Consider the following 21,417-nt stretch of genomic DNA (forward strand, 5'->3'; position numbering starts at 1 on the left):
TGGCCACGCCGAGCAAGGAGCAGACGCCATGACCGCACGGACCGTCGCCTTCCCTCCGACGGTGGTGCAGCGGCGTCGCTCGTGGCGGCCGGCCCTCGGCGCCCCGCGCCACGTCCTCGACACGACGTTCTCGGGCGTCGGCCTCACCATGGCGGCCTGGTTCTTCGCGCTCTCCCTGCTGCCGTCGCTCCTGCCTCGCGCAGCGCTGGTGCAGGGGATCGTCTCGGGCGTCACCGTCATGATCGGCTACGGCATCGGAGCGGGCACCCAGGCCCTCTGGCGCTACCTCGGGATCCCCGGAGTGCCGGGTCGTGCCCGACGGGTCCTCGTGGCGATCTTCGTCGGGCTGGGCCTGTGGGCGGCAGTCTTCACCGGTTGGCGGCTGGTCGGCTGGCAGAACGAGATCCGGACGCTCTACGGCATGGAGCCTGCCTCACCCACCGTCTGGCCCGTCATCCTCGGTCTCACCGCGCTGCTGGCCGTGCTCATCCTCGTCGTCGCCCGAGGTGCGCGCCTGCTCTTCCGCACGGTCTTCCGGTGGCTCGGGCGTCGGCTGCCCCGCCGCGTCGCGGCCGTCGTCGGCTCGGCCGTGCTCCTCGCGGTCATCTGGTCACTGCTCACCGGCGTCCTCGTCAACGGCTTCTTCGCCGTCGCCAACAACATCTTCGCGCCGCGCGACACGCTCGTCGCCGAGGACATGAACCGGCCTCAGGTGCCGCAGCGCTCGGGCAGCCCGCAGTCGTTGTCGAGCTGGGAGCTGCTCGGGCGGCAGGGCCGCTACTTCGTCGGTGGCGGCCCGTCGGTGGCCGAGCTCAACGCCGCGAACGGTGGCGGCGCCAAGGAGCCGATCCGCGTCTACGCCGGACTGCGTTCCGCCGACACGGTGCAGGGACGGGCGAACCTCGTGCTGGCGGAGCTGAAGCGCACCGGCGCCTTCGACCGCAAGCTCCTCGTCGTCGCGACGACGACCGGCACCGGCTTCCTCGAACAGAACGGCACCGACCCGCTCGAGTTCCTCTGGAACGGCGACACCGCCATCGCGGGGGTGCAGTACTCCTACCTCCCGTCGTGGATCTCGCTGCTCGCCGACCAGGACGCCGTGCGTGAGACGTCACGCGTCGTCTTCGACACGGTGCACCAGTACTGGTCGACGCTGCCCGCGTCGAGCCGGCCCAAGCTCTACCTCTACGGGCTCTCCCTCGGCTCGCTCGGGGTCGAGAGCATCCTCAGCTCCGTCAACGTCATCAACGAGCCGATCGACGGCGCGCTCATGTCCGGACCGCCGTTCGTCAACGAGATGCACGCCCGGCTCACCGCGGGACGCCAGCCCGACAGCCCGGCATACCTCCCCGTCTACGAGCAGGGCCGCACGGCCCGCTTCACCGCCGAGCAGGACGGGCTGGAGCGCGGGGGCCAGGACTGGGGACCGACCCGACTCGTCTACCTGCAGCACGCCAGTGACCCCATCGTCTTCTTCTCGCCGAGTCTGGCGTTCTCCTCGCCCGAGTGGCTCAAGGACGGGGAGCGGGGTCCGGACGTGTCGGCCCGGATGGGGTGGTTTCCCCTCGTGACGATGTGGCAGGTCCTGCTCGACCTGCCGGGCGCCGGCAGCATCCCGATGGGCTACGGCCACCTCTACTCCGCCAAGGCCAACCTCGAGTCCTGGGTTGGGGTGACGGACCCGCCCGACTGGACGCCCGAGAAGACGGCCGCCCTGGCGTCCCTGCTCGCGAAGCGGCCCTACAAGGACACGTGATCCTCGTCCCTGCGGGACTGGAGCCCCGCCCGGACCAGGTCCCGCAGGGACGCGTCGGGCAGGTAGGCGGACGTCAGGGCCAGGCCGACCCGGGGCAGCGCCGCCTCGTCGGAGAAGACCAGGTGGACCGGTTCGTGCCGCGGACGGAACTTCCGCTTGAAGCTCTCGAGCGAGCGGAAGCCGTAGAGCGGCTCCAAGGCCTCGCCGAGCTGGTCGAGGAGGCGCTCGAGCGCGGCCCGCTCCGCCGTGCCGCCGCCCGAGTGGGCCAGCGGGGCACCCGAGAGGGAGACGAAGGCGGCCCCCTGCTCACGGAACGACAGGCAGGCGCTCGCGATGAGGAACTCGGTCACGGGCCCGAAACCGTCGGGGAGGCGACGCATGACGTCCAGGGTCCAGCCGGTGACGGTGCCGCCGGCCGAGTACACGGGCAACCACGACGTCACGCCGTGGACCGTCACGTCGGCGTCGAGGGCCAACCCGACCACCGTGTCGGGGTCGAGGGCCTCGTCGACGCCACCCAGCGTGAAGCCCATCTCCGGCAGGCCCTTGTCGGAGACCCACAGCTCCGAGATGGCACGGGCCTGCGAGAGCAGCCCGCGCGGCATCTCGGCCAGGCGTCCCTCCCGATAGGTGATCCCGTCCTTCGCGGCACGGTTGAGGGCGGTGCGCACGCTCTGCCACGACTTGCCCTTGAACTCCAGACCGGGCAGGTCGATGATCGCCTCCTCGGCGACGAGCACGTCGCGCCGGCCGTGCCTCCGTCCCCAGTCCGCGACCTCCTGCGTGACCGAGAAGAAGCACACCTCGAGGCCGTGCGTCTCCTCCTCGTCGACGAACGCCTGGATCACGGCAGCGCGTGTGTCCGCGTCGGCCGCGACCGGGTCACCGAGAGCGATGGCGGTGCCTCGGTGCACCTGGAAGGCGACGTAGCCGAGCGGTGCACCGTCGGGGTCGCGGTGGATGAACCAGTGGTTGTCGGGCCACGTGCCCATCCACGACATCGTGGACCCGCCGTGGGTCTTGAGCAGGCCGATCGCCGTGCCACGGTCGCCGGCCCCGGTGGCGAGCTCGGCGCGGCGTCGGCGCCCCGAGCGCGCCTGGAAGGCCGAGCGTCCGAGCACGAGCACGGCGAGCTGCACCGCGGTGATCCCGAGGCTGACGACGAGCTCAGGCAGGGACGACACGGCGTTCCCGCCGGCGTTGAGCTGTTCGGGGGCGACGACCTCGACCACGATGAGCAGGGCCTGGGCCACGAAGGAGAGCGCGGCGATCCCTCCCGCGAGGAACCACACCCGTCGGGAGCCGCGTCGCAGGCCGTTGGCGAGCAGGAGCGAGATGCCCGCGCTGACGAGGACGCCCAGCGCGTCCGTGTCGTCGGTCGACGCCCCGAGCGGCCCGTCGGACGGCGTGAAGTAGAGCAGGATCTGCACCACCGCGCTGGTCACGTAGAACGCGGATGACACGACGCGCCACTCGTGCCGGCTGAAACGAGGAGGGGCCAGTGACGGCCTGCTGCCGAGCAGGAGCGGTCCGAGGGCCAGGCCGCCCATGACGGCGATCGCGTGCTCGAGGTCCCAGAGCAGCCCGACGTAGAGCAGCGCGATGACGGCATACAGGGCGAGGACGGCACGGACGCGCCCGCGCCAGGGTGGTCGGAGCGTGACGCTCGCGGCGGCCGCCGCACCCAGGACCCCCGCGCTGAAGCCGACGTCGAGCACGGCGGCCGTCCGGTCCGCCCAGGGCCAGCCGTCGTCCGACAGCACCAGCAGGACGAGCGAGGCGCCGAGCACTCCGAGAAGGTGGCAGGCGACGGCCGCGATCGCGACCCTCCGGCTGCCGAGGCGCATCTCGGACCAGCCCAGGAGCAGGAGCGCTCCGCCGGCGATCGGGAGGTACTGCGCCGGCACGAGCGCGAAGAACGCCCCGCTCACCGGCGTCCACCAGCGCCCCTCCTGCAGGGCGGGGAGGCCGTAGGCGACGGTGTGGAGCAGCTCGCGGTCCTTCAGCGGCGACCACAGCGACTGCGTCGCGACGCCCAGGACGACCATGGCCGACACCACGGCGACGGTGAAGGGCACCTGCCGAACCAGACGGGACAACCGGGCGACCGGCGTCTCGTTCGCGGCTTCGTCGATGACCCCTGCCGCCATCCCTCCCGCCCCTACGCGTCGGTGGTCGACCACACCCCTGACCTGGATGCTAGTGGCCCGGCGTCCGCAGCGGCCCGGGTTGCGCGAAGGCCAGGCGTCAGGTCAGCTCACGCAGACCCGGCAGCACGTCGGCGGAGAACTGCTCGAGGAACCGTGCCTGGTCGTGTCCCGGCGCGTGGAAGACGACATGGTTGAAGCCCCAGTCGACGTACTGTCGCACCGCGTCGACCGCCGCGGCGGGGTCGCTCGTGACGATCCAGCGCTTGGCGATCTCCTCGTCGGACAGCTCGTCGGCGAGCCGCTCCATCTCGACCGGGTCGTCGACACCGTGCTTCTGCTCGGCCGTGAGCGACAGGGGGGCCCAGAAGCGCACGTTGTGCAGGGCCTGCTCGGGATCCCGGTCGTAGGACAGCTTGATCTCGATCATCCGGTCGAGGTCGTCGCGGGTGCGCCCCGACTTGGCCAGGCCCTCGTCGACGGCGGGTAGCAGCTTGTCCTCGTAGAGCTCGCGACCCTTCCCGGAGGTGCAGATGAACCCGTCACCCGACCGGCCGGCATACCTCGCCACGAGCGGTCCGCCCGCGGCGACGTAGACGGGGATGGGCTGCTCCGGGCGGTCGTAGACCGTCGCCGCATGGGTCCGGTAGTAGTCGCCGTCGAAGTCGACTCGCTCCTCGGTCCACAGCCTGCGCATCAGCGTCACTGCCTCGCGCAGCCGCGCGAACCGCTCCTTGAACTCGGGCCACGGTGAGCCTGCGGCGCCGACAGCGACCTCGTTGAGCGCCTCTCCGGTGCCGATGCCGAGCACGACGCGGCCCGGGTTGAGGGCGCCGAGCGTGCCGAATGCCTGCGCCACGACGGCCGGGTTGTAGCGGAAGGTCGGCGTCATGACCGACGTGCCGAGCTGGATGCGCTCGGTGCGCTCGCCGACGGCCGCGAGCCAGCTCACCGCGAACGGCGCGTGCCCCTGCTGGTGGCGCCAGGGTTGGAAGTGGTCGGAGATGAAGACCGAGTCGAGCCCGACCTGCTCGGCCTGCGCGGCATACGTGACGAGGTCGCGTGGGCCGAACTGCTCCGCGGACGCCTTCCAACCAACCTTGAGCACACTGACTCCTTCGGGCCGTGGGGGAGTGGTCCCGCCAGCCTACGGCCGGGCCCTCGGCAGTCCGTCACCAGTGGACGACGACCTTGTCGCCGATGCGCACCTCGTTGTACAGCTGGATCAGCAGCGGCTTGTCGCGCACGTTGATGCAGCCGTGCGACGCCCCCGCGTAGCCGAGCCGTGCGAAGTTCGAGGAGTAGTGGACCGCCTGCCCGCCGGAGAAGAACATGGAGTACGGCATGGGCGTGTGGTAGAGGTTCGAGATGACGTCGACCTGCTTGTGGTAGACGGGGAAGACGCCTTCGCGGGTGGGCAGCTCGTCGCTGCCGAAGCGGACGTCGAAGCCGTACTGCGGCACGCCGTCGACGACCCAGGTGAGCATCTTCGTCGTCTTGCTGACGCACATGACCCGACCCGTCATGCAGCGTTCGTCGAGGTCCCACGCGATGGTCTCGGGCTTGGGCTGCGCCGGCTTCGGCACGACGTTGGCGAGCTCGTCGCCGGTGGGCGCGTGCGTCATGGAGACGAGCTTGTCCCAGGTCTGCTCGTCGACGGTGCCGGTGGTCGCGAGACCGCGCTTGGCCTGGAAGCCGTGCACCGCGGTGGTGGTCGTCGACCCGTAGCGGTCGTCGACGTCGCCCTGGAACCAGGCGATCTGACGCAGCCGGGCCTGCAGGGAACGCACCTTGGGGCCCGTGTCACCGGGGCGCAGCACGATCACGGGCGCAGCCACGGGCTTCGGCGGAGCCGGGGGTTTGGTCGTGGCGATGGGGCCAGGCGTCGCGGGCGGCATGGTGACCGGTGGTGTCGTGGGCGGTGGGGACGTCGGCACCTCGGTGGGGGCCTCGCTCGTCGTCATCGCGGGAGTGCCGGTGCCGGTTGAACTGGTCGCGCCGACGTGCGTGGGGGTGGCGCCGACGTTCTGGTCGGGGGTGCAGGCCGTCGTCGCGACGACCATCGCGATGGCGCCGGCGAGGGCGAGGGCCCGGCGCACCCCGGCTGCGGTGCGGAACGGTGAGCTGGCTGCCTGCATCGTGACCCCTTGTCTGAAACGCGACGGTGCCGTGCGTCGTTGCACTGCACTGAGAGTGACGCGACGTGCCGGTCAATGGTTGTCCGGGCGGGGGTGCTGATACAGATCGTGACCGATCCGTTGTGTGGCGGCCGTCAAGCCGTGCGGTCAGGCGTTGTGCTGCTGCTGTTGCTGCTGCTGCATCGCGTGGTGGCGGCGCAGCACCTCCGTCAGCTTGTTGGCGCCGGCGACGACCGTGGCGGCGTGGAGGCGGCCGGGCTGGCGGGACAGGCGCTCGATCGGCCCCGAGATGGACACGGCCGCGACGACGCGCCCCGACGGTCCGCGCACGGGGGCAGACACCGACGCGACGCCAGCCTCACGCTCGGCGACGCTCTGGGCCCAGCCCCGTCGCCGGACCCCGGACAGTGCCGTGGCCGTGAACGCCGCGCCCTGCAGGCCCCGGTGCAGGCGGTCGGGCTCCTCCCAGGCCAACAGCACCTGCGCGGCAGATCCCGCGAGCATCGACAGCGTCGCGCCGACGGGGATCGAGTCACGCAGGCCGACGGGCCGTTCCGCCGCGGCGACGCAGATGCGCTGGTCGCCCTGGCGGCGGAAGAGCTGGGCGCTCTCGTTCGTGTGGTCCCGCAGGGCGCCGAGGACCGGACCAGCTGCTGCGAGCAGGCGGTCCTCGCCGGCCGCGGAGGCCAGCTCGCCGAGGCGCGGGCCGAGCACGAAGCGTCCCTGCATGTCACGCGAGACGAGGCGGTGGTGCTCGAGGGCCACCGCCAGGCGGTGGGCCGTCGGTCGGGCGAGTCCGGTGGCGCCGACGAGCTGGGCGAGCGTGGCCGGGCCGGCCTCGAGGGCGCCGAGCACGGTAGCGGCCTTGTCGAGAACGCCGACTCCTGAAGAGTTGTCCATGCACTGATATTGACGTCTCAGGCACTGAGACGTCAATCCATGGCACGCACAAAGGGTTCAGTCTTGCCGAAGAGCGATGTCGCGACCGGGTCCTCGATGGCGCGCGCGCTCGAGCACCGGAACGTCGCCGCGGAGGGAAGTCAGAGGAAGCCATGGCAGGGACACTGGCCGAGAAGGTCTGGGACGCACACGTCGTACGTCGCGCCGAGGGGGAGCCCGATCTCCTCTACATCGACCTCCATCTGCTCCACGAGGTGACGAGCCCGCAGGCGTTCGACGGGCTCCGTCTCGCCGGCCGCCCCGTCCGGCGCCCGGACCTGACGCTCGCGACCGAGGACCACAACGTCCCCACGACGCCCGGTCCCATCACCGACCCCGTGTCGAAGGTCCAGGTCGAGACCCTGCGCCGCAACTGCGAGGAGTTCGGCGTCCGTCTCTATCCGATGGGCGACGCCGACCAGGGCATCGTCCACGTCGTCGGCCCGCAGCTCGGCCTGACGCAGCCGGGCATGACCGTGGTCTGCGGCGACAGCCACACCTCCACCCACGGCGCCTTCGGGGCACTCGCCTTCGGCATCGGCACCTCCGAGGTGGAGCACGTGCTCGCCACGCAGACGCTGCCGCTCAAGCCCTTCCGCACGCTCGCCGTCAACGTGCGGGGCGCCGTCCCCGATGGTGTCACGGCCAAGGACATCGTCCTGGCCGTCATCGCCAAGATCGGCACCGGCGGGGGCCAGGGCTACGTCATCGAGTACCGAGGCGAGGCCATCGAGGCCCTGTCGATGGAAGCCCGGATGACCGTCTGCAACATGTCCATCGAGGCCGGGGCGCGCGCCGGGATGATCGCGCCCGACCAGACGACCTTCGACTACCTCCAGGGCCGTCCGCACGCGCCGACGGGCACCGACTGGGACGCTGCGGTCGCCGAGTGGACCGCGCTGCGCAGCGACGACGACGCCGTCTTCGACGCCGAGGTCGACCTCGAGGCAGCCGAGCTGACTCCCTTCGTCACGTGGGGCACCAACCCCGGACAGGGCCTGCCGCTCTCGGCCGCAGTGCCGGATCCCGAGGAGTTCGCCGACGAGAGCGACCGCCTCGCCGCCGCGAACGCCCTGGCCTACATGGGCCTCGAGCCCGGAACGCCGCTGCGGGACATCAAGGTCGACACCGTCTTCGTCGGCTCCTGCACCAATGGCCGCATCGAGGACCTGCGCGCTGCCGCCGCCGTCGTGCAGGGCCACCGCGTCGCGGACGGCGTGCGCATGCTCGTCGTGCCCGGGTCGGCGAAGGTACGCCTGCAGGCCGAGTCCGAGGGCCTCGACAAGGTCTTCACGGCAGCCGGCGCCGAATGGCGCCTTCCCGGCTGCTCGATGTGCCTCGGCATGAACCCGGACACGCTCGCCCCCGGTGAACGCAGCGCATCGACGTCCAACCGCAACTTCGAGGGTCGCCAGGGCAAGGGCGGCCGAACCCACCTCGTCAGCCCGCTCGTCGCAGCCGCCACCGCCGTCCGCGGCACGCTGTCGAGCCCCGCCGACCTCGACGACCGACCCCAGTCGCCGGGCGAGCTGGCGTCCGCGACGACCGGAGAGGCCTGAGCCATGGAGAAGTTCGAGACCCACACGGGTGTCGGCGTCCCGCTGCGCCGCAGCAACGTCGACACCGACCAGATCATCCCCGCGGAGTACCTCAAGCGCGTGACGCGCACCGGCTTCGAGGACGGCCTCTTCGCCGCCTGGCGCAAGGACGAGTCCTTCGTCCTCAACAACCCGGTGTATGCCGACGGCTCGGTTCTCGTCGCCGGCCCTGACTTCGGCACGGGCTCGAGCCGAGAGCACGCCGTGTGGGCCCTGATGAACTGGGGTTTCCGGGTCGTCATCAGCTCGCGCTTCGCCGACATCTTCCGCGGCAACAGCGGCAAGCAGGGACTGCTCACCGCGATCGTGGCGCAGGACGACGTCGAGCTGATCTGGAAGTACCTCGAGAACAACCCCGGTGCCGAGATCACGGTCGACCTCGTCGCCCGGACGGTCCACGCCGGAGAGATCGTGGCGCCCTTCGAGATCGACGACTACACCCGCTGGCGGCTGCTCGAGGGCCTCGACGACATCGGCCTCACCCTGCGACACGAGGATCTTGTCGCTGATTTCGAGGCGCGCCGCCCGAACCACAAACCGGTGACCAGCCCCGCCTGACGAGCCTCCGGCGGGCCGGCGTCGCTGGCCAGAAGATGGAACGGATTCCTTTGCCTTGCAAAGGGATCCGTTCTCATATCCGGAGAAGTCGGTGATGTTTCGAGGGTGCCGTGTTCGCCACGGGACCTGCCCGAAACTCGTCAAAGTCCTTGCGACACAACGAAAAACCCATCGGAGGGTGATGGACGTGCTCCCCGAGTCGGCCTAACGTCAGGAGGTAGCCGGACCGGTTCCGGACTCACATCGTCGGGTCGCCTGACACCGACAGTCCTCTGGAGGGGAAGACGTGAACAAGGCAGAACTGATCGACGCGCTCGAGGCGAAGCTCGGGAGCAAGAAGGTCGCATCCGACGCGCTGGAGGCGTTCCTCGACGTCGTCATCCGGGAGGTCGCGAGGGGTGGCAAGGTCGGGATCACCGGTTTCGGCACCTTCGAGCGCGCCGACCGCGCCGCGCGCACCGGCCGCAACCCGAAGACCGGGGCGACGGTGAAGATCAAGAAGACCCGCGTCCCCAAGTTCCGCTCGGGCACGAACTTCAAGGAGGTCGTCTCCGGCGCCAAGAAGCTCTCCAAGACCGAGTCGGCCGCATCGCGGGCCTCCGCCGGGTCCACGGCCGTCGCGGCGCCGGCCAAGAAGACGACGGCCAGGAAGACTGCCACCAAGGCCGCCCCGGCCAAGGCCGCAGCGAAGCGGACGACGGCGACGTCCAAGGCCGCGACGTCGAAGGCCGCGACGTCGAAGGCCGCTGCGACGAAGGCCGCTCCGGCCAAGCGCGCGACCGCGACCAAGGCTGCAGCGTCCGGGACGACGGCTCGCAAGACGACGACGAAGGCGGCCACGGCCTCACGCGCCGCCACCACGAAGGCTGCGCCGGCCAAGGCGACCGCCAAGCGGACGACGGCGACGTCGAAGGCAGCGACGGCCTCGCGCGCCGCCACCACGAAGGCTGCGCCGGCCAAGCGCGCCACGACGACCAAGGCGGTTACGGCCGGCGCCGCCAAGACGGCAGCGACGACCAAGGCCGCCGCGTCCAGGACGGCCGCTGCGAAGAAGACGACGGCTCGCAAGACCACCGCGAAGAAGACCGCCTCCAGGTGACGACAGCCCGGCGCCCGAGCTCGGCCGCCGGTGAGTGCGACGTGGGCCCGGCCGTCTGACGGTCGGGCCCTCGTGCCTGTCAGCGGATGGCTTGCCCCGGACCGACCCCGACGATGTGAAGGGCGACCACGAGGTCGTCGACGACCTCGACCGTGAGCCGCTGGCCGAGACGCAGCAGCCGGAGGCCGCTCGACTCGAAGGCCGATGCCTCGAACGCCAGCTCGACGCCGTCGTCCCGCAGCACGCTGCCGGTGTGGGTCTCGGGATCGAAGCGGTGGACCGTGGCCTGCATGCTCCTGATCCAACCAGATGCTCGGTGCTGCAGGACGGCTCGTGTGGCCGGGCCGAGGCCCAGGCGTCGCGCGTCTGACAGGCTCCGGGCGTCGTCGACGTCGGTGCGCAGGCGCGGGAGCGGCAGCTCGAGGCGCACCGCACCGTCGGCCTCGTGGCGCGAGGCGCTGCCGGCGCCGAAGCGAGGGGTGAAGTCGCGGCCGCAGCGCAGCACCGTGCCCGTCCCGTCCGCGTCCGGCACGAACGACTCACGGTGCTGCCCCGCGGCCTCGAGGGCCAGTCGCAGGGAGTCGCCGTCGAGCGCGGGGAGGTCTCCGAGCAGGGCGGCCACGGGCACGCCGGGCCCGGCTGCACGCATACCGGCGCAGATGGCGTCGTTGAGGCCCGTGCCCGGGTCGGGCACGACGTGTACCCCACGCGCCCGCCAGGCGGTGGACAGGCCCTCGTCGCTGCTGACGAGGACCAGGCGACCGGGGGCGACCGCCTGCACGGCGGCCGAGAGCGTGTCGGTGGCGATCGCAGCACTGAGGTCGGGGCGGTCCGAGCCGACCGCTCGGGCCAGGCGGGACTTCCCGTGGCTCGTGTCCTTGACGGGGACCACGACGTGCCAGCGGGTGGGCCGGCCGGTCGGAGGGTACGGCGGGGACATGGGGGAGGAGGTCGACATGCTGGCGATATCGTCCCACTCGCCGCGCTGCTGCTCGACACCGCGCCGCGAGGTGGACAAGATGAAGGCCAGCCACGTCGACCGGCGTGTGCACGACGAGAAGGACGTGACAACGTGACTGCCGGCGCACGCAAGAGGCGGCTGCCCTGGGCCTACCGGTCCGTGGCGTTCGTGCTCCGGCCCCTGTTGATGCGGGTGACGAAGCGCGACTGGCGCGGCCTCGAGAACATCCCGGCCGAAGGCGGGTTCGTCGTGTCGACCAACCACATCTCCTACGTCGACCCGATCGTCTTCGCCCACTTCATGTTCGACAGCGGCCGCGAAGCGTACTTCCTCGGCAAGGACAGCCTCTTCGCGATCCCGGTCGTCGGGTGGCTGCTGAAGAAGTGTGGCCAGATCCCGGTGTACCGGAACTCGGTCGCCGCCACCGACTCCTACCGCGCCGCGGTCGACGGCGTGCGCGCCGGCAAGGCGCTGGGCATCTTCCCCGAGGGCACCATCACGCGCGACCCCGACCTGTGGCCGATGCGTGGCAAGACCGGCGCCGCCCGGGTCGCGCTCGAGACGCGCTGCCCGCTGATCCCGGTGGCGCAGTGGGGTGCACAGGAGATCCTGTCCCCGTACGGCCACCGGCCCTCGCTCTTCCCGCGCAAGACGATGATGATGTATGCCGGTCCGCCCGTGGACCTGTCGGACCTCTACGGTCGACCCCTCGACGCGTTGGTCCTTCGCGAGGCGACCGACCGGCTCATGGACCGCATCACCGACCTGCTCGAGGTGCTCCGTGACGAGAAGCGCCCCACCGAGCGGTTCGACCCGCGCACCCACGGTGTCCCCGAGATCGGGAACCCCTTGAAGCACGATGAGATTGGGCGCCACCGGCGATCGAAGGACTCGGACGGGAAGCACTCGTGACGCGGGTCGCCGTCCTGGGCAGCGGCAACTGGGGCACCGCGTTCGCGATGATCCTGGCGGACGCCGGCTGTGACGTCACCATGTGGGCCCGCCGGCGGGAGGTCGCTGACGCCGTCAACGCCGGGCGCAACGACGCCTACCTGCCGGAGCTCGAGCTGCCGGCGAGGGTCCGCGCCACGGTGGACACCGGCGAGGCGCTCGAGCAGGCCGACGTCGTCGTGCTCGCCGTGCCCTCGCAGACCCTGCGGGACAACCTGACCCAGTGGGGCCACGCGATCCCCGCGGGCGTGCCGGTCGTCTCCCTGATGAAGGGGGTCGAGCTCGGCACGACGATGCGCATGAGTGAGGTCATCGCGGAGGCGGGGAACGTCGAGCAGGACCGCGTCGTGGTCGTGTCGGGGCCCAACCTCGCCACGGAGATCGCCCGTCGGCAGCCGGCGGCCGCCGTCGTCGCGTGCCGCGACATGGCCACGGCCGAACGGGTGGCCGCCGCGTGCGCGACGCCGTGGTTCCGGCCCTACACCGACACCGACGTCACGGGTGCCGAGGTCTGTGGTGCGACGAAGAACGTCGTGGCCCTCGCCTCCGGCATGGCCGAGGGCATGGGTTTCGGTGACAACACGAAGGCCACGATCATCACGCGCGGGCTGGCCGAGACGACTCGCCTCGGTCTGGCGCTCGGCGCCGACCCGCAGACGTTCATGGGGCTCGCCGGCGTCGGCGACCTCATCGCGACATGCATGTCCCCGCTCTCGCGCAACCACAGCTTCGGTGTGCGACTCGGGCGCGGCCTGACCGTCGCGGAGGCGACTGCCGAGCTGCGCACGACGACCGAGGGGGTCAAGTCGTGCGAGTCGATCCTCACCCTCGCCGAGCAGCACGACGTCGAGATGCCGATCTGCGAGCAGGTGGTCGCCGTCATCCGCGACGGACACCCGGCCAGCGAGGTGGGACCGCGCCTCATGTCCCGTGACCTCAAGGCCGAGAAGCGCTGAGCCCGTAGTCCGGTCCGCCTTGCCGTCAGCTCGGACGCTGCCGGCCGGCACCCGCCGGATGCCGACGGACGACCGTTGCTGCACGGCATACGTCCTCGGCCGGTGTGTCGGCCGGCGTGTCGGGACGGTTCAGTGACCAACGGTCGTCGGCCGGCGCGGCACGCGCCCAAAGGGCGGGGTTCTCACGCCTCCTGGGCGTCGGGTGCGAGCACGCGGTCCACGACGGGCAGCGAACGCGCGCGGTGCACCAGCCAGGTCAGCGGCCGGCGGAGCAGCAGCCAACCGAGACCGGCGACCGCGGCACCGAGCAGCAGCCCGGCCACGACGTCGTGGGGGTAGTGCGCGCCGACGTAGACCCGGGTGGCGGCCATGAGCAGCGCTGCGACGACCGCGACGGCTCCCAGCCGCTTCGACACGATGAAGAGCCCGACGGCGGCGGCTCCCGCCATCGCCGCGTGGTCAGAGGGGCAGGACCAGTCCGTGGTCCGGTCGATGAGCACGAGCGCCGCCGGGTGCGCGGCATACGGCCTGACCTCGGCCACCGCGGCAGCGACGGGCACGTTCACGGCGACGGCGAGCAGGGTCCCGAGTCCTGCCCAGATCGCCGCGGCGAGCAGCCGGTCAGTGTCCCCGCGTCGCCGCCAGACACCCACGAGGATCAGCGCCGCGAACACGACGAGGCCGTACTTCGCGTAGGCCACGGCCGGCGCATGCAACCACGTCGAGGTGCGCGCGAAGTCGTTGACGCGCAGGAACAGGGCGGTGCTGAGGTCGAGCAGGTTGCTCACGGAACGGATCCTTCAGATGGGAGGCGACGACGACGCAGGGTCGCTGCGGCACGCCCACTCTCCCGGACGATTCTGAGGAGAATCTCAGAGACCGACTGAGGCGGCGTCCAGGGCCCGGGCGAGGTCGGCCCAGAGGTCGTCGACGTGCTCGATGCCGACGGAGAGGCGCAGCAGGTTGACCGGCACCTGCTCGGACTCCGAGGGGTGGCGACGGCGGCGTTCGACCTGGGACTCCACGCCCCCGAGGCTCGTCGAGTGCAGCCAGAGCCGAGTGGCGGCACACACCCGTTCCGCTGCCTCGGCGTCGCCCGCGACGTCGATCGACAGGATGGCGCCGGCCCCCGGGTACCGGACCCGCGCCACGGACGGGTGGGCCGCGAGCCGTCGGGCCAGCTCGGCGGCGGTGGCGCTGGCCCGCTCGAACCGCACCGAGAGCGTGCGCAGCCCGCGGAGGGCGAGGAAGACCTCCATCGGCCCCGCGATCGCCCCGTGCAGGGTGCGGTGGCGACGCAGGCGCTCGCCGATCTCACGGCCCCGGTCCGTGTCGGCCACGACGGTCGCACCGAGCACGACGTCGCTGTGTCCTGAGAGGTATTTCGTCACCGAGTGCACGACGACGTCGGCACCGAGCGACAGCGGTCGGCACAGCAGCGGCGTCGAGAGCGTGTTGTCGACGACGCTCGTCACCCCGAGCTCACGCGCGCGGGCGAGCACGACGTCGAGCTCCGTGACGTCCATGAGCGGGTTCGTGGGCGACTCGAGCCACAGCAGGTCGGCCGACTCGAGGGCGTCGCGGAACCCGGCCGTGTCGGTGGCGTGAACGCGTACGACGGTGCCGCCGGCCGCCTCGTGGGCGGCGAGCAGGTCGCCGGTCCCGTTGTACGTCGTGTCGGGCGCGACGACCGTGCCCCCGGAGGGGACGAGCGACAGCGCTGCCGAGATGGCTCCCATCCCAGAGGCGTGCACGAGCGCGCGACCGCCCTCGAGGCCTCCGAGGGCCTCCTCGAAGGCGTTCCACGTGGGGTTGCCTGACCGGGCGTAGTTGACGGAGCCGTCGGCGGCATACGTGGAGGTGAGCTCCACGGGCACGTTCACGGAAGCACCCGGGGAGCGCTCCGGGCGACCGGACGCCACGAGGAACGTCTCGACCTGCATCTGCTGCGAATCCTCATCCCTGACCACGCCGTCAGCGTACGAGGGGGTCCGGAAGGTCGGGATAGAGTCTCGTCTGATGACCACGGACCAGCCCCAGCCCGAACAGCCGAGCCGCCGCCCCCGCGTCGCCATCGTCTTCGGAGGACGTTCCTCGGAGCACGCCGTCTCCTGCGCCACCGCAGCAGGGGTGCTCCGGGCGATCGACCGGAGCAAGTACGACGTCGTGCCGATCGGCATCTCCCGCGACGGCCAGTGGGTCCTCGCCGCTGACGACCCGAGCCGCTTCGAGCTGACGGCGAGCCGCACGCCCGAGGTCGAGCCGAGTGCCGCGCACGTCGTCCTGCCGCTGTCGACGCGTGAGAACGCGCTCACCGTCCTCGAGGCGGGTCGGCCGCCCCGGGAGCTCGGGCAGGTCGACGTCGTCTTCCCGCTGCTGCACGGCCCCTTCGGTGAGGACGGCACGCTCCAGGGCTTCCTCGAGCTCTCGGACGTCCGCTACGTCGGCTCCGGGGTCTTCGCCTCGTCAGCGGGCATGGACAAGCACTACATGAAGGTGGTCTTCGCCGGGCACGGCCTCCCGGTCGGGCCGTATGCCGTCATCACCGACCGCGCGTGGCGCACCGACCGGGCGGCAGCCATGGACGCCTGCGCCGGCCTGCGCTACCCGCTCTTCGTCAAGCCGGCGCGGGCCGGCTCGTCCATGGGGATCACCCGTGTCGACGATCCTGCCGGGCTCGAGGCCGCGATCGAGGTCGCGCGCGAGCACGACCCGAAGGTCCTCGTCGAGGAAGGCATCGCCGGGCGCGAGATCGAGTGCGCGGTGCTCGAGGGCCACGGCACGTCCGGACCGCGCACGTCCGAGGTGGGCGAGATCGCCATCCACGACAACCACGCCTTCTACGACTTCGAGGCGAAGTACCTCGCCGAGGCCGACGTCGACCTCAGCTGTCCGGCCGACGTGCCGGAGGAGGTCGCCAAGGAGGTGCGGCGCCTCGCCGCCGAGGCCTTCGAGTCGCTGGGGTGCGAGGGGCTCGCGCGCGTCGACTGCTTCTACACCGACGACGGCCGTGTCGTCATCAACGAGATCAACACGATGCCGGGCTTCACCCCGCACTCGATGTACCCCCGGATGTGGGCGGCCTCGGGCCTGGAGTACCCCGACCTCATCGACGAGCTCGTGTCGCTCGCCCTGGAGCGCCGCACCGGCCTGCGCTGACGGCCTCGTCGCCCGGCCACACGGCATACGCCCTCAGGAGCAGTGCCGGCCGTTCGCGGGCAGGGACCTCGCGACGGCCGTGAACGCCGGCAGGAGCAGGGGCACGGCTCCGTAGGACCCCGGCGCGAGCACCTCGATCGCGGGGTCGCGGCCGTAGGTCGTGGCAGCCGAGCCGTCGGTGAGCTGCCGCACGACCCAGTCGACCCCGTCGACGGTGACGCAGTCCTGCGTCGTCGGAGCGAGCGGGTCGAGTCCGCAGCGCGCGATGATGGCCGGATCGCCCCACGCCGCCACCGACCGGTCGTCGGGCTGCGTGGCGACGCGGGGGTGGCCGCTGACGTCGCCCGGCCAGGCAGCGGACGAGCACACCGGCGCCGACGCCTGCGGCGCGAGTGCCACCTCCGGTGCGCGCGTGCACGCGGACAGCACGACGGCGGCGCCGATCAGCGCCGCCGTCGTGAAGGACGTGCGTCCGGTCAGGGGGCCGGCCTCAGACGTGGACGACCGTGCAGGTCAGGGTCCGCGTGATGCCCGGGACGTCCTGGAGCTTCGCGATGACGAGACGACCGAGGTCGTCGACGTTGGAGGCCTCGACGCGGGCGATGACGTCGTAGGGACCCGTCACGTCCTCGGCGAGAGTCACGCCGGAGATCCCGGCGATCGCCTCCGCCACGGTCGCGGCCTTGCCGACTTCGGTCTGGATCAGGATGTAGGCCTGGACCACGTGTCACCTCACTGTGTGTCGATCGTTGGACGGTCGAGCACGGGCACGGTGCCACGGCACGACCGGTCGGAACGGCAGGCCTCAGTGTGACTGCGGCCGTGCCCTGACGCTACCTTGCCATGGGGCCTCACGTCCCCTGGAAACCGGGCCCCCGAGGGTCCTCCATCGAAAGGGTGTGTGATCCCGTGCCGAACGTCGACCGGCTCCAGCGAGGGCCGATGATGACGGGCGGCACACCGCTGCGCTCGCTGGACGAGGACCAGCTGCTCGCACGCATCCTGCCGGGATTCCCGGCGGGCGACGACCTCCTCGTACCGCCCGGCGACGACGCTGCCGTGCTGGTCGGCTCGGAGCGCATCATCGCCACGACCGACACCGTGGTCTTGGGCCGCGACTGGCTGGACGCGTGGTCGTCGGGGGCCGACATCGGTCACAAGGTCGTGGCGCAGAACCTCGCCGACGTCGCGGCGATGGGCGGACGTCCGACCGGTGTCCTCGTCACCCTCGTCGCCGACCCCGAGCTCTCCCTCGAGTGGGTGCTCGACCACGTGCGGGGTCTGGCCGAGGCGTGCCGGGCAGCCGGGGTGGCGGTGCTCGGCGGCGACCTGTCGTCGGCGCCCACCGGGGTCGTCATGGTCTCGGTCACCGCCCTCGGCCGACTCGCGGGTGACCCGGTGCTCCGATCGGGCGCGCGGGCCGGTGACGTCCTCGCGGTGCACGGGTCGCTCGGTCTCGCCGACGCCGGCCTGCGGCTGCTGAAGGCCGAGGCGGTCGACCGGCTCCCGCTCGCGGTCGAGCGCCAGCGACGTCCGGCACCGCCGCTCGCCGCCGGGCCAGAGGCGTCCGCCGCTGGTGCGACGGCCATGCTCGACGTCAGCGACGGGCTGCTGCGCGACGGTGGGCGCATCGCTCGGGCGAGCCACGTCGTCATCGACCTCGACCTGCAGGCGCTCGCGGGCGACGTCGACGCCCTGGCCGGAGCGGTCGGGGCCGAGGCGGCGCTCGACTGCGTGCTCGCCGGCGGCGAGGAGCACTCGCTGCTCGCGACCTTCCCGGAGGACGCGCTGCCGGACGGATGGCGGGTGGTCGGGTCCGTCCGGGCGCCCGGGGAGGACGAGCCTGCCGGCATCCTCGTGGACGGCCGCCACGTCAGCCACACCGGGTGGGACCACTTCCGCAACGGCTGACCCGCGGTCGGGGCCGCTGCGTTCCCGATCGCGTATGCCGCGTGCCCGGTCCGTCGGTCACCGCCGCCGGCAGGTGGGGGAGGAGCGCACGACGAGCGGGAGGACGCGCCGGGCAAGAGGAAAGGCCGGCCCCCGTTGTGGGGACCGACCTCTCAACGTTGGTGAGGGACGTTCAGCGAACGACCTTGCCCGCCTTGAGGCAGGAGGTGCAGACGTTGAGTCGCTTCGGCGTCACACCGTCCACCAGCGTCCGAACGCGCTGGATGTTGGGGTTCCAGCGGCGCTTGGTGCGGCGGTGCGAGTGCGAGATGTTGTGACCGAAGCTCGGTCCCTTGCCGCAGACGTCGCAGTTGGCAGCCACGGGTATCTCCTGAAGTTCGATGTTGACGAAATGCTGAGCTCCACCACCGGATCGGGTCGACGCACACGAGGGCGCGCGTCACCCCGAAGTGCACGGGGGGAACCGGTAAAGAGTAGCCGACGAGTCGCTCGGACGACAAAACGGCGCCGCAGGCGGGCGCACCGCCCCTCACGCGAAGGCGCGGGCGGCCTCGACGAGCTGGACGGCATACGCGGGGCCGTGCGACGACGCGTGCACGGCGAGAGGGTGCAGCTGGTGGAGCCCGACGAGGTCGCGCCAGCCGGCGTCGAGCCCGGCGGCCTCCTCGTAGGCGGCCGCGACGCGGTCGAGGCCCGGGCAGCCGAAGAGGGCCAGCATCGCGAGGTCGGTGAGTCCGTGCCCGCCGTGGGCGGCCGGGTCGATGAGGACGGCGCCGTCCGGGGTGAAGAGGACGTTGCCCGACCACAGGTCGCCGTGGATGCGCGCAGGCGGTCGGTCGTCGTCGAAGTCCCCGGCCGTCAGACGGTCGCAGACCCGGTCGACGGCGCGGGCGCCGGCCTCGTCGAGGTGCCCGCGGTCGAGTGCCCGACGCACGAACGGGCGCACCCGCTGCTCCGCGTAGAACAGGCCCCACGACGGAGTCGGCTCGTTGGTCTGCGGCTGCCGTCCGATCCAGGCGTCACCGGCCCAGCCGGGCGGTGGGGACCCGAAAGCCGTGGCGCCCGCGCCGTGGGTGACGGCGAGGCCCCGCCCGAGTGCCTCTGCGGCCTCGGCGGTGGGGCGGGCGGGTCGAAGGCGTGTCAGCTCGATGTGGTCGGTGCCCACGCCGCAGACCTCGACGACTCGTGCGCCACCGTTGGGCTCTGCCTGCGCGAGCCACCGCAGGCCGGCAGCCTCGGCCTCGAAGAAGCCGGAGGGGGCGTCGGACCACGACTTGCGGTGGCGGGCGGGGGAGGGACTCGACACGGTGACCACGCTAGCTGCCTCCGTCCGGGCCGGAGCGGTGCATGCGACCGTCCGAGCGAGGCGCTAGCCTGCCGAGATCGGCGAGCCCGCTACCCGTCCGATGTCCAGACGCCAGGTCACGCACGACGAGCAGGAGGTCCGATGTCCGGCGCCACGCCGCCGCCCGACGGGCCCCTGACCTCGCTCGACCTCGTCGCCGTGCGCCGCTGGGCGGTTCTGACGCGTTCGCTGTTCGCCGCCCGACGGGTCGAGATCGACGCCATGAACGTCTTTCCCGTGCCCGACGGCGACACGGGCACGAACCTCTACCTCACCTTCGACGGGGCGGTCGAGCGCACCCTGGCCACCGCCGACGTCACCACCGCCGACGAGCTGCTGTCGGTCTTCGCCAAGCACCTGCTGTGGACCGCTCGGGGCAACTCCGGGGTCATCCTCAGCCAGCTGGCCCGCGGCCTGGCCGAGGGCTGTGCGGGTGCCGCCCGGATCGACGGCCGCATCCTGGCTGCTGGACTGCGCCACGCCGAGGTGCGCGCGCGTCAAGCCGTGACCGACCCCAAGGAGGGGACCATCCTCACCGTCGCCAGCGCGATGGCAGAGGCCGCCGAGCGTGCTGCCCACCAGATCGCCCAGCACGCCGGGGGATCACCGACCTCGTATGCCGCCCACGACGTGAGTCGTGTCCCCCCGTCCGGTGGTGACTCGGCCGACCACGCTGCCGTGAGCGTGCACGACGTCGCGTTGGCGGCGGTCGAGGCCTCGCGGGAGGCGCTCGCACGCACCCCGGAGCAGCTCGCGGTGCTCGCGCGCGCCGGCGTCGTCGACGCCGGCGGCGCGGGACTCGTCGTGCTGCTCGAGTGTCTCGAGCGCGTCTGCGCCGGACAGCGTGCGCGCTCGGGGGCCGACGACTCGGACCGTCGCTTCCGGCGTCGTCCCGACCTGCCTGGTGCTGCCCACGACGTCCACCCGAGCGCGGCTTCCGACGAGGAGGGCATGCCCGAGTACGAGGTGATGTACTTCCTCGCCGACTCCGACGACGCGGCGGTGGACGTCCTGCGCAGCCGCCTCGTGCAGCTCGGTGACTCCGTGCTCGTGGTCGGTGGGGACGGCGAGTGGAACGTCCATGCGCACGTCGACGACGCCGGCGCGGCCGTCGAGGCCGGCATCGAGGCGGGGCGGCCGCATCGTGTGCGCATCACGCGCCTCGCGGGAGCCCACGGCCTCGGCCGCAGGGTCGAACCGTCCGAGGGACGCACCGGGTCGCCGCGCTCGGGTGCCGCGATCGTGGCCTGCGCGGCCGGCGTCGGCCTCGAAGGCCTCTTCGAGGATGCCGGTGCGGTCGTCGTGCGCTCCGGCCCCGGCCGGAGAGCCTCCACCGGCGGACTCATCAGCGCGATCCGCGAGCAGCACGCCCGGGGCGCGTCGGGCGTCGTCGTCCTGCCCAACGACGGCGACACGCTCCTCGCCGCGGCGGCAGCAGTGCGCGCGGTCGCCGACGACGGCATCGAGGCGCACCTCGTCCACGTGCGCACCGCCGTCCAGGGCATCGCCGCGCTCGCCGTCTTCGAGCCGGCCGCCGCCGCCTCGGCCAACGTCCTGGCGATGCAGGCAGCCGCGTCGGCCACCCGGCACGGCGCGGTCACCGTCGCCAACCGGGCGGCGCTCACGAGCGGTGGCCCGTGCCAGGCGGGCGACGTCCTCGGGGTCGTCGACGGCGACGTCGTCATCGTCGGTTCCGACCAGCTCGACGTGACCCGCGAGGTCGTCCGGCGGCTCCTCGCGAGCGGAGGCGAGCTCGTCACCGTGGTTGCCGGCATCGACGCGCCGGACGGCCTCTTGCCTGCCGTCGCCGACGAGGCCCGCCGCGACCAGCACGGCATCGAGGTGTCGCTCATCGACGGTGGACAGGCCGTCTATCCCGTGCTGCTGGGGGTGGAGTGA

21 protein-coding genes are annotated in these 21,417 nt (G+C 71.9%); 10 read left to right on the top strand and 11 right to left on the bottom strand.

What is annotated here, in order from left to right:
• Window positions 1-28 precede the first annotated feature (28 nt).
• A complete protein-coding gene (locus AC1DIW_RS03645) occupies window positions 29-1,756 on the top strand; it encodes an alpha/beta hydrolase (RefSeq protein WP_478106499.1) in 1,728 nt (575 codons plus the stop codon).
• Here the strand turns inward: AC1DIW_RS03645 and AC1DIW_RS03650 are convergent.
• The 4 genes from AC1DIW_RS03650 to AC1DIW_RS03665 form a co-directional block, all read right to left on the bottom strand.
• Window positions 1,741-3,906: a bifunctional lysylphosphatidylglycerol flippase/synthetase MprF gene (locus AC1DIW_RS03650; RefSeq protein WP_478106500.1), complete on the bottom strand. Its 2,166-nt coding sequence runs from the start codon at window positions 3,904-3,906 to the stop codon at window positions 1,741-1,743. The genes AC1DIW_RS03645 and AC1DIW_RS03650 overlap by 16 nt on opposite strands.
• A gap of 97 nt (window positions 3,907-4,003) precedes the next feature.
• The gene (gene fgd, locus AC1DIW_RS03655; RefSeq protein WP_478106501.1) at window positions 4,004-5,011 is read right to left on the bottom strand and encodes a glucose-6-phosphate dehydrogenase (coenzyme-F420); all 1,008 of its coding nucleotides are present in this window, start codon (window positions 5,009-5,011) and stop codon (window positions 4,004-4,006) included.
• Between the two features lie 64 nt (window positions 5,012-5,075).
• A complete protein-coding gene (locus tag AC1DIW_RS03660) occupies window positions 5,076-6,041 on the bottom strand; it encodes a L,D-transpeptidase family protein (protein WP_478106502.1) in 966 nt (321 codons plus the stop codon).
• Between the two features lie 147 nt (window positions 6,042-6,188).
• Entirely contained in the window at window positions 6,189-6,941 is a 753-nt protein-coding gene (locus AC1DIW_RS03665; protein WP_020142814.1) for an IclR family transcriptional regulator, read from the bottom strand.
• Between the two features lie 152 nt (window positions 6,942-7,093).
• Here AC1DIW_RS03665 and leuC point away from each other — a divergent pair, with 152 nt between their 5' ends.
• From leuC to AC1DIW_RS03680, 3 genes are all read left to right on the top strand, one after another.
• Window positions 7,094-8,539 (top strand): 3-isopropylmalate dehydratase large subunit, encoded by a 1,446-nt coding sequence (gene leuC, locus AC1DIW_RS03670; RefSeq protein WP_478106503.1) that lies wholly within the window; start codon window positions 7,094-7,096, stop codon window positions 8,537-8,539.
• A gap of 3 nt (window positions 8,540-8,542) precedes the next feature.
• A complete protein-coding gene (leuD, locus tag AC1DIW_RS03675; RefSeq protein WP_442278886.1) occupies window positions 8,543-9,136 on the top strand; it encodes a 3-isopropylmalate dehydratase small subunit in 594 nt (197 codons plus the stop codon).
• Window positions 9,137-9,422: 286 nt separating this feature from the next.
• Entirely contained in the window at window positions 9,423-10,235 is an 813-nt protein-coding gene (locus AC1DIW_RS03680) for an HU family DNA-binding protein (RefSeq protein WP_478106504.1), read from the top strand.
• Between the two features lie 79 nt (window positions 10,236-10,314).
• Here the strand turns inward: AC1DIW_RS03680 and cofC are convergent, their stop codons facing one another.
• On the bottom strand, window positions 10,315-11,175 hold the full coding sequence (cofC, locus tag AC1DIW_RS03685; RefSeq protein WP_478106505.1) for a 2-phospho-L-lactate guanylyltransferase: 861 nt from the start codon (window positions 11,173-11,175) through the stop codon (window positions 10,315-10,317).
• On the opposite strand from cofC, the gene AC1DIW_RS03690 reads away from it, so the two are divergent.
• Genes AC1DIW_RS03690 through AC1DIW_RS03700 form a run of 3 tightly spaced genes read left to right on the top strand, consistent with a single transcriptional unit; the run spans window position 11,174 to window position 13,103 of the window.
• Window positions 11,174-11,311: a hypothetical protein gene (locus AC1DIW_RS03690; RefSeq protein WP_478106506.1), complete on the top strand. Its 138-nt coding sequence runs from the start codon at window positions 11,174-11,176 to the stop codon at window positions 11,309-11,311. The two genes, cofC and AC1DIW_RS03690, sit on opposite strands and share 2 nt — an antisense overlap.
• Window positions 11,308-12,108 carry a lysophospholipid acyltransferase family protein gene (locus AC1DIW_RS03695; protein ID WP_442278889.1) on the top strand — a complete coding sequence of 267 codons (801 nt, stop codon included), beginning with the start codon at window positions 11,308-11,310 and terminating at the stop codon, window positions 12,106-12,108. The genes AC1DIW_RS03690 and AC1DIW_RS03695 overlap by 4 nt, the downstream gene beginning before the upstream one ends.
• Window positions 12,105-13,103 carry an NAD(P)H-dependent glycerol-3-phosphate dehydrogenase gene (locus tag AC1DIW_RS03700; protein ID WP_442278890.1) on the top strand — a complete coding sequence of 333 codons (999 nt, stop codon included), beginning with the start codon at window positions 12,105-12,107 and terminating at the stop codon, window positions 13,101-13,103. Before AC1DIW_RS03695 ends, AC1DIW_RS03700 begins: the two co-directional genes overlap by 4 nt.
• 182 nt (window positions 13,104-13,285) lie before the next feature.
• Here AC1DIW_RS03700 and AC1DIW_RS03705 read toward each other — a convergent pair whose 3' ends face one another.
• Window positions 13,286-13,891, bottom strand: coding sequence for a phosphatase PAP2 family protein (locus tag AC1DIW_RS03705; RefSeq protein WP_478106507.1), 606 nt, complete (start codon window positions 13,889-13,891; stop codon window positions 13,286-13,288).
• 84 nt (window positions 13,892-13,975) lie between these two features.
• Complete coding sequence (locus AC1DIW_RS03710) at window positions 13,976-15,046, bottom strand: trans-sulfuration enzyme family protein (RefSeq protein ID WP_478106709.1); 1,071 nt, start codon at window positions 15,044-15,046, stop codon at window positions 13,976-13,978.
• 76 nt (window positions 15,047-15,122) lie between these two features.
• On the opposite strand from AC1DIW_RS03710, the gene AC1DIW_RS03715 reads away from it, so the two are divergent.
• Complete coding sequence (locus AC1DIW_RS03715) at window positions 15,123-16,262, top strand: D-alanine--D-alanine ligase family protein (protein ID WP_478106508.1); 1,140 nt, start codon at window positions 15,123-15,125, stop codon at window positions 16,260-16,262.
• A 33-nt stretch (window positions 16,263-16,295) separates the two neighbouring features.
• Here the strand turns inward: AC1DIW_RS03715 and AC1DIW_RS03720 are convergent, their stop codons facing one another.
• Both AC1DIW_RS03720 and AC1DIW_RS03725 read right to left on the bottom strand, forming a co-directional pair.
• Window positions 16,296-16,661, bottom strand: a complete 366-nt coding sequence (locus AC1DIW_RS03720; protein WP_442278893.1) for a hypothetical protein — start codon at window positions 16,659-16,661, stop codon at window positions 16,296-16,298.
• 91 nt (window positions 16,662-16,752) lie between these two features.
• A complete protein-coding gene (locus AC1DIW_RS03725; RefSeq protein WP_142177321.1) occupies window positions 16,753-16,986 on the bottom strand; it encodes an Lrp/AsnC ligand binding domain-containing protein in 234 nt (77 codons plus the stop codon).
• Between the two features lie 218 nt (window positions 16,987-17,204).
• On the opposite strand from AC1DIW_RS03725, the gene thiL reads away from it, so the two are divergent.
• Window positions 17,205-18,173, top strand: a complete 969-nt coding sequence (gene thiL / locus AC1DIW_RS03730) for a thiamine-phosphate kinase (RefSeq protein ID WP_478106710.1) — start codon at window positions 17,205-17,207, stop codon at window positions 18,171-18,173.
• Window positions 18,174-18,345: 172 nt separating this feature from the next.
• Here the strand turns inward: thiL and rpmB are convergent, their stop codons facing one another.
• Window positions 18,346-18,534, bottom strand: a complete 189-nt coding sequence (rpmB, locus tag AC1DIW_RS03735) for a 50S ribosomal protein L28 (RefSeq protein WP_020142801.1) — start codon at window positions 18,532-18,534, stop codon at window positions 18,346-18,348.
• Window positions 18,535-18,702: 168 nt separating this feature from the next.
• The gene (locus tag AC1DIW_RS03740) at window positions 18,703-19,479 is read right to left on the bottom strand and encodes a fructosamine kinase family protein (RefSeq protein WP_478106509.1); all 777 of its coding nucleotides are present in this window, start codon (window positions 19,477-19,479) and stop codon (window positions 18,703-18,705) included.
• Between the two features lie 141 nt (window positions 19,480-19,620).
• Here AC1DIW_RS03740 and AC1DIW_RS03745 point away from each other — a divergent pair, with 141 nt between their 5' ends.
• Window positions 19,621-21,417: a DAK2 domain-containing protein gene (locus AC1DIW_RS03745; protein WP_478106510.1), complete on the top strand. Its 1,797-nt coding sequence runs from the start codon at window positions 19,621-19,623 to the stop codon at window positions 21,415-21,417.

The sequence above is a fragment of the Terrabacter sp. 01T434 genome (assembly GCF_056398545.1).

What these genes read in the sequence shown, in the direction of transcription:
- AC1DIW_RS03645 (WP_478106499.1), top strand. Translation starts at nt 29, where the DNA reads ATGACCGCACGGACCGTCGCCTTCCCTCCGACGGTGGTGCAGCGGCGT.
- AC1DIW_RS03650 (WP_478106500.1), bottom strand. Translation starts at nt 3,906, where the DNA reads ATGGCGGCAGGGGTCATCGACGAAGCCGCGAACGAGACGCCGGTCGCC.
- AC1DIW_RS03660 (WP_478106502.1), bottom strand. Translation starts at nt 6,041, where the DNA reads ATGCAGGCAGCCAGCTCACCGTTCCGCACCGCAGCCGGGGTGCGCCGG.
- AC1DIW_RS03665 (WP_020142814.1), bottom strand. Translation starts at nt 6,941, where the DNA reads ATGGACAACTCTTCAGGAGTCGGCGTTCTCGACAAGGCCGCTACCGTG.
- leuC (WP_478106503.1), top strand. Translation starts at nt 7,094, where the DNA reads ATGGCAGGGACACTGGCCGAGAAGGTCTGGGACGCACACGTCGTACGT.
- leuD (WP_442278886.1), top strand. Translation starts at nt 8,543, where the DNA reads ATGGAGAAGTTCGAGACCCACACGGGTGTCGGCGTCCCGCTGCGCCGC.
- AC1DIW_RS03690 (WP_478106506.1), top strand. Translation starts at nt 11,174, where the DNA reads ATGGGGGAGGAGGTCGACATGCTGGCGATATCGTCCCACTCGCCGCGC.
- cofC (WP_478106505.1), bottom strand. Translation starts at nt 11,175, where the DNA reads ATGTCCCCGCCGTACCCTCCGACCGGCCGGCCCACCCGCTGGCACGTC.
- AC1DIW_RS03710 (WP_478106709.1), bottom strand. Translation starts at nt 15,046, where the DNA reads ATGCAGGTCGAGACGTTCCTCGTGGCGTCCGGTCGCCCGGAGCGCTCC.
- AC1DIW_RS03715 (WP_478106508.1), top strand. Translation starts at nt 15,123, where the DNA reads ATGACCACGGACCAGCCCCAGCCCGAACAGCCGAGCCGCCGCCCCCGC.
- thiL (WP_478106710.1), top strand. Translation starts at nt 17,205, where the DNA reads ATGATGACGGGCGGCACACCGCTGCGCTCGCTGGACGAGGACCAGCTG.
- AC1DIW_RS03745 (WP_478106510.1), top strand. Translation starts at nt 19,621, where the DNA reads ATGTCCGGCGCCACGCCGCCGCCCGACGGGCCCCTGACCTCGCTCGAC.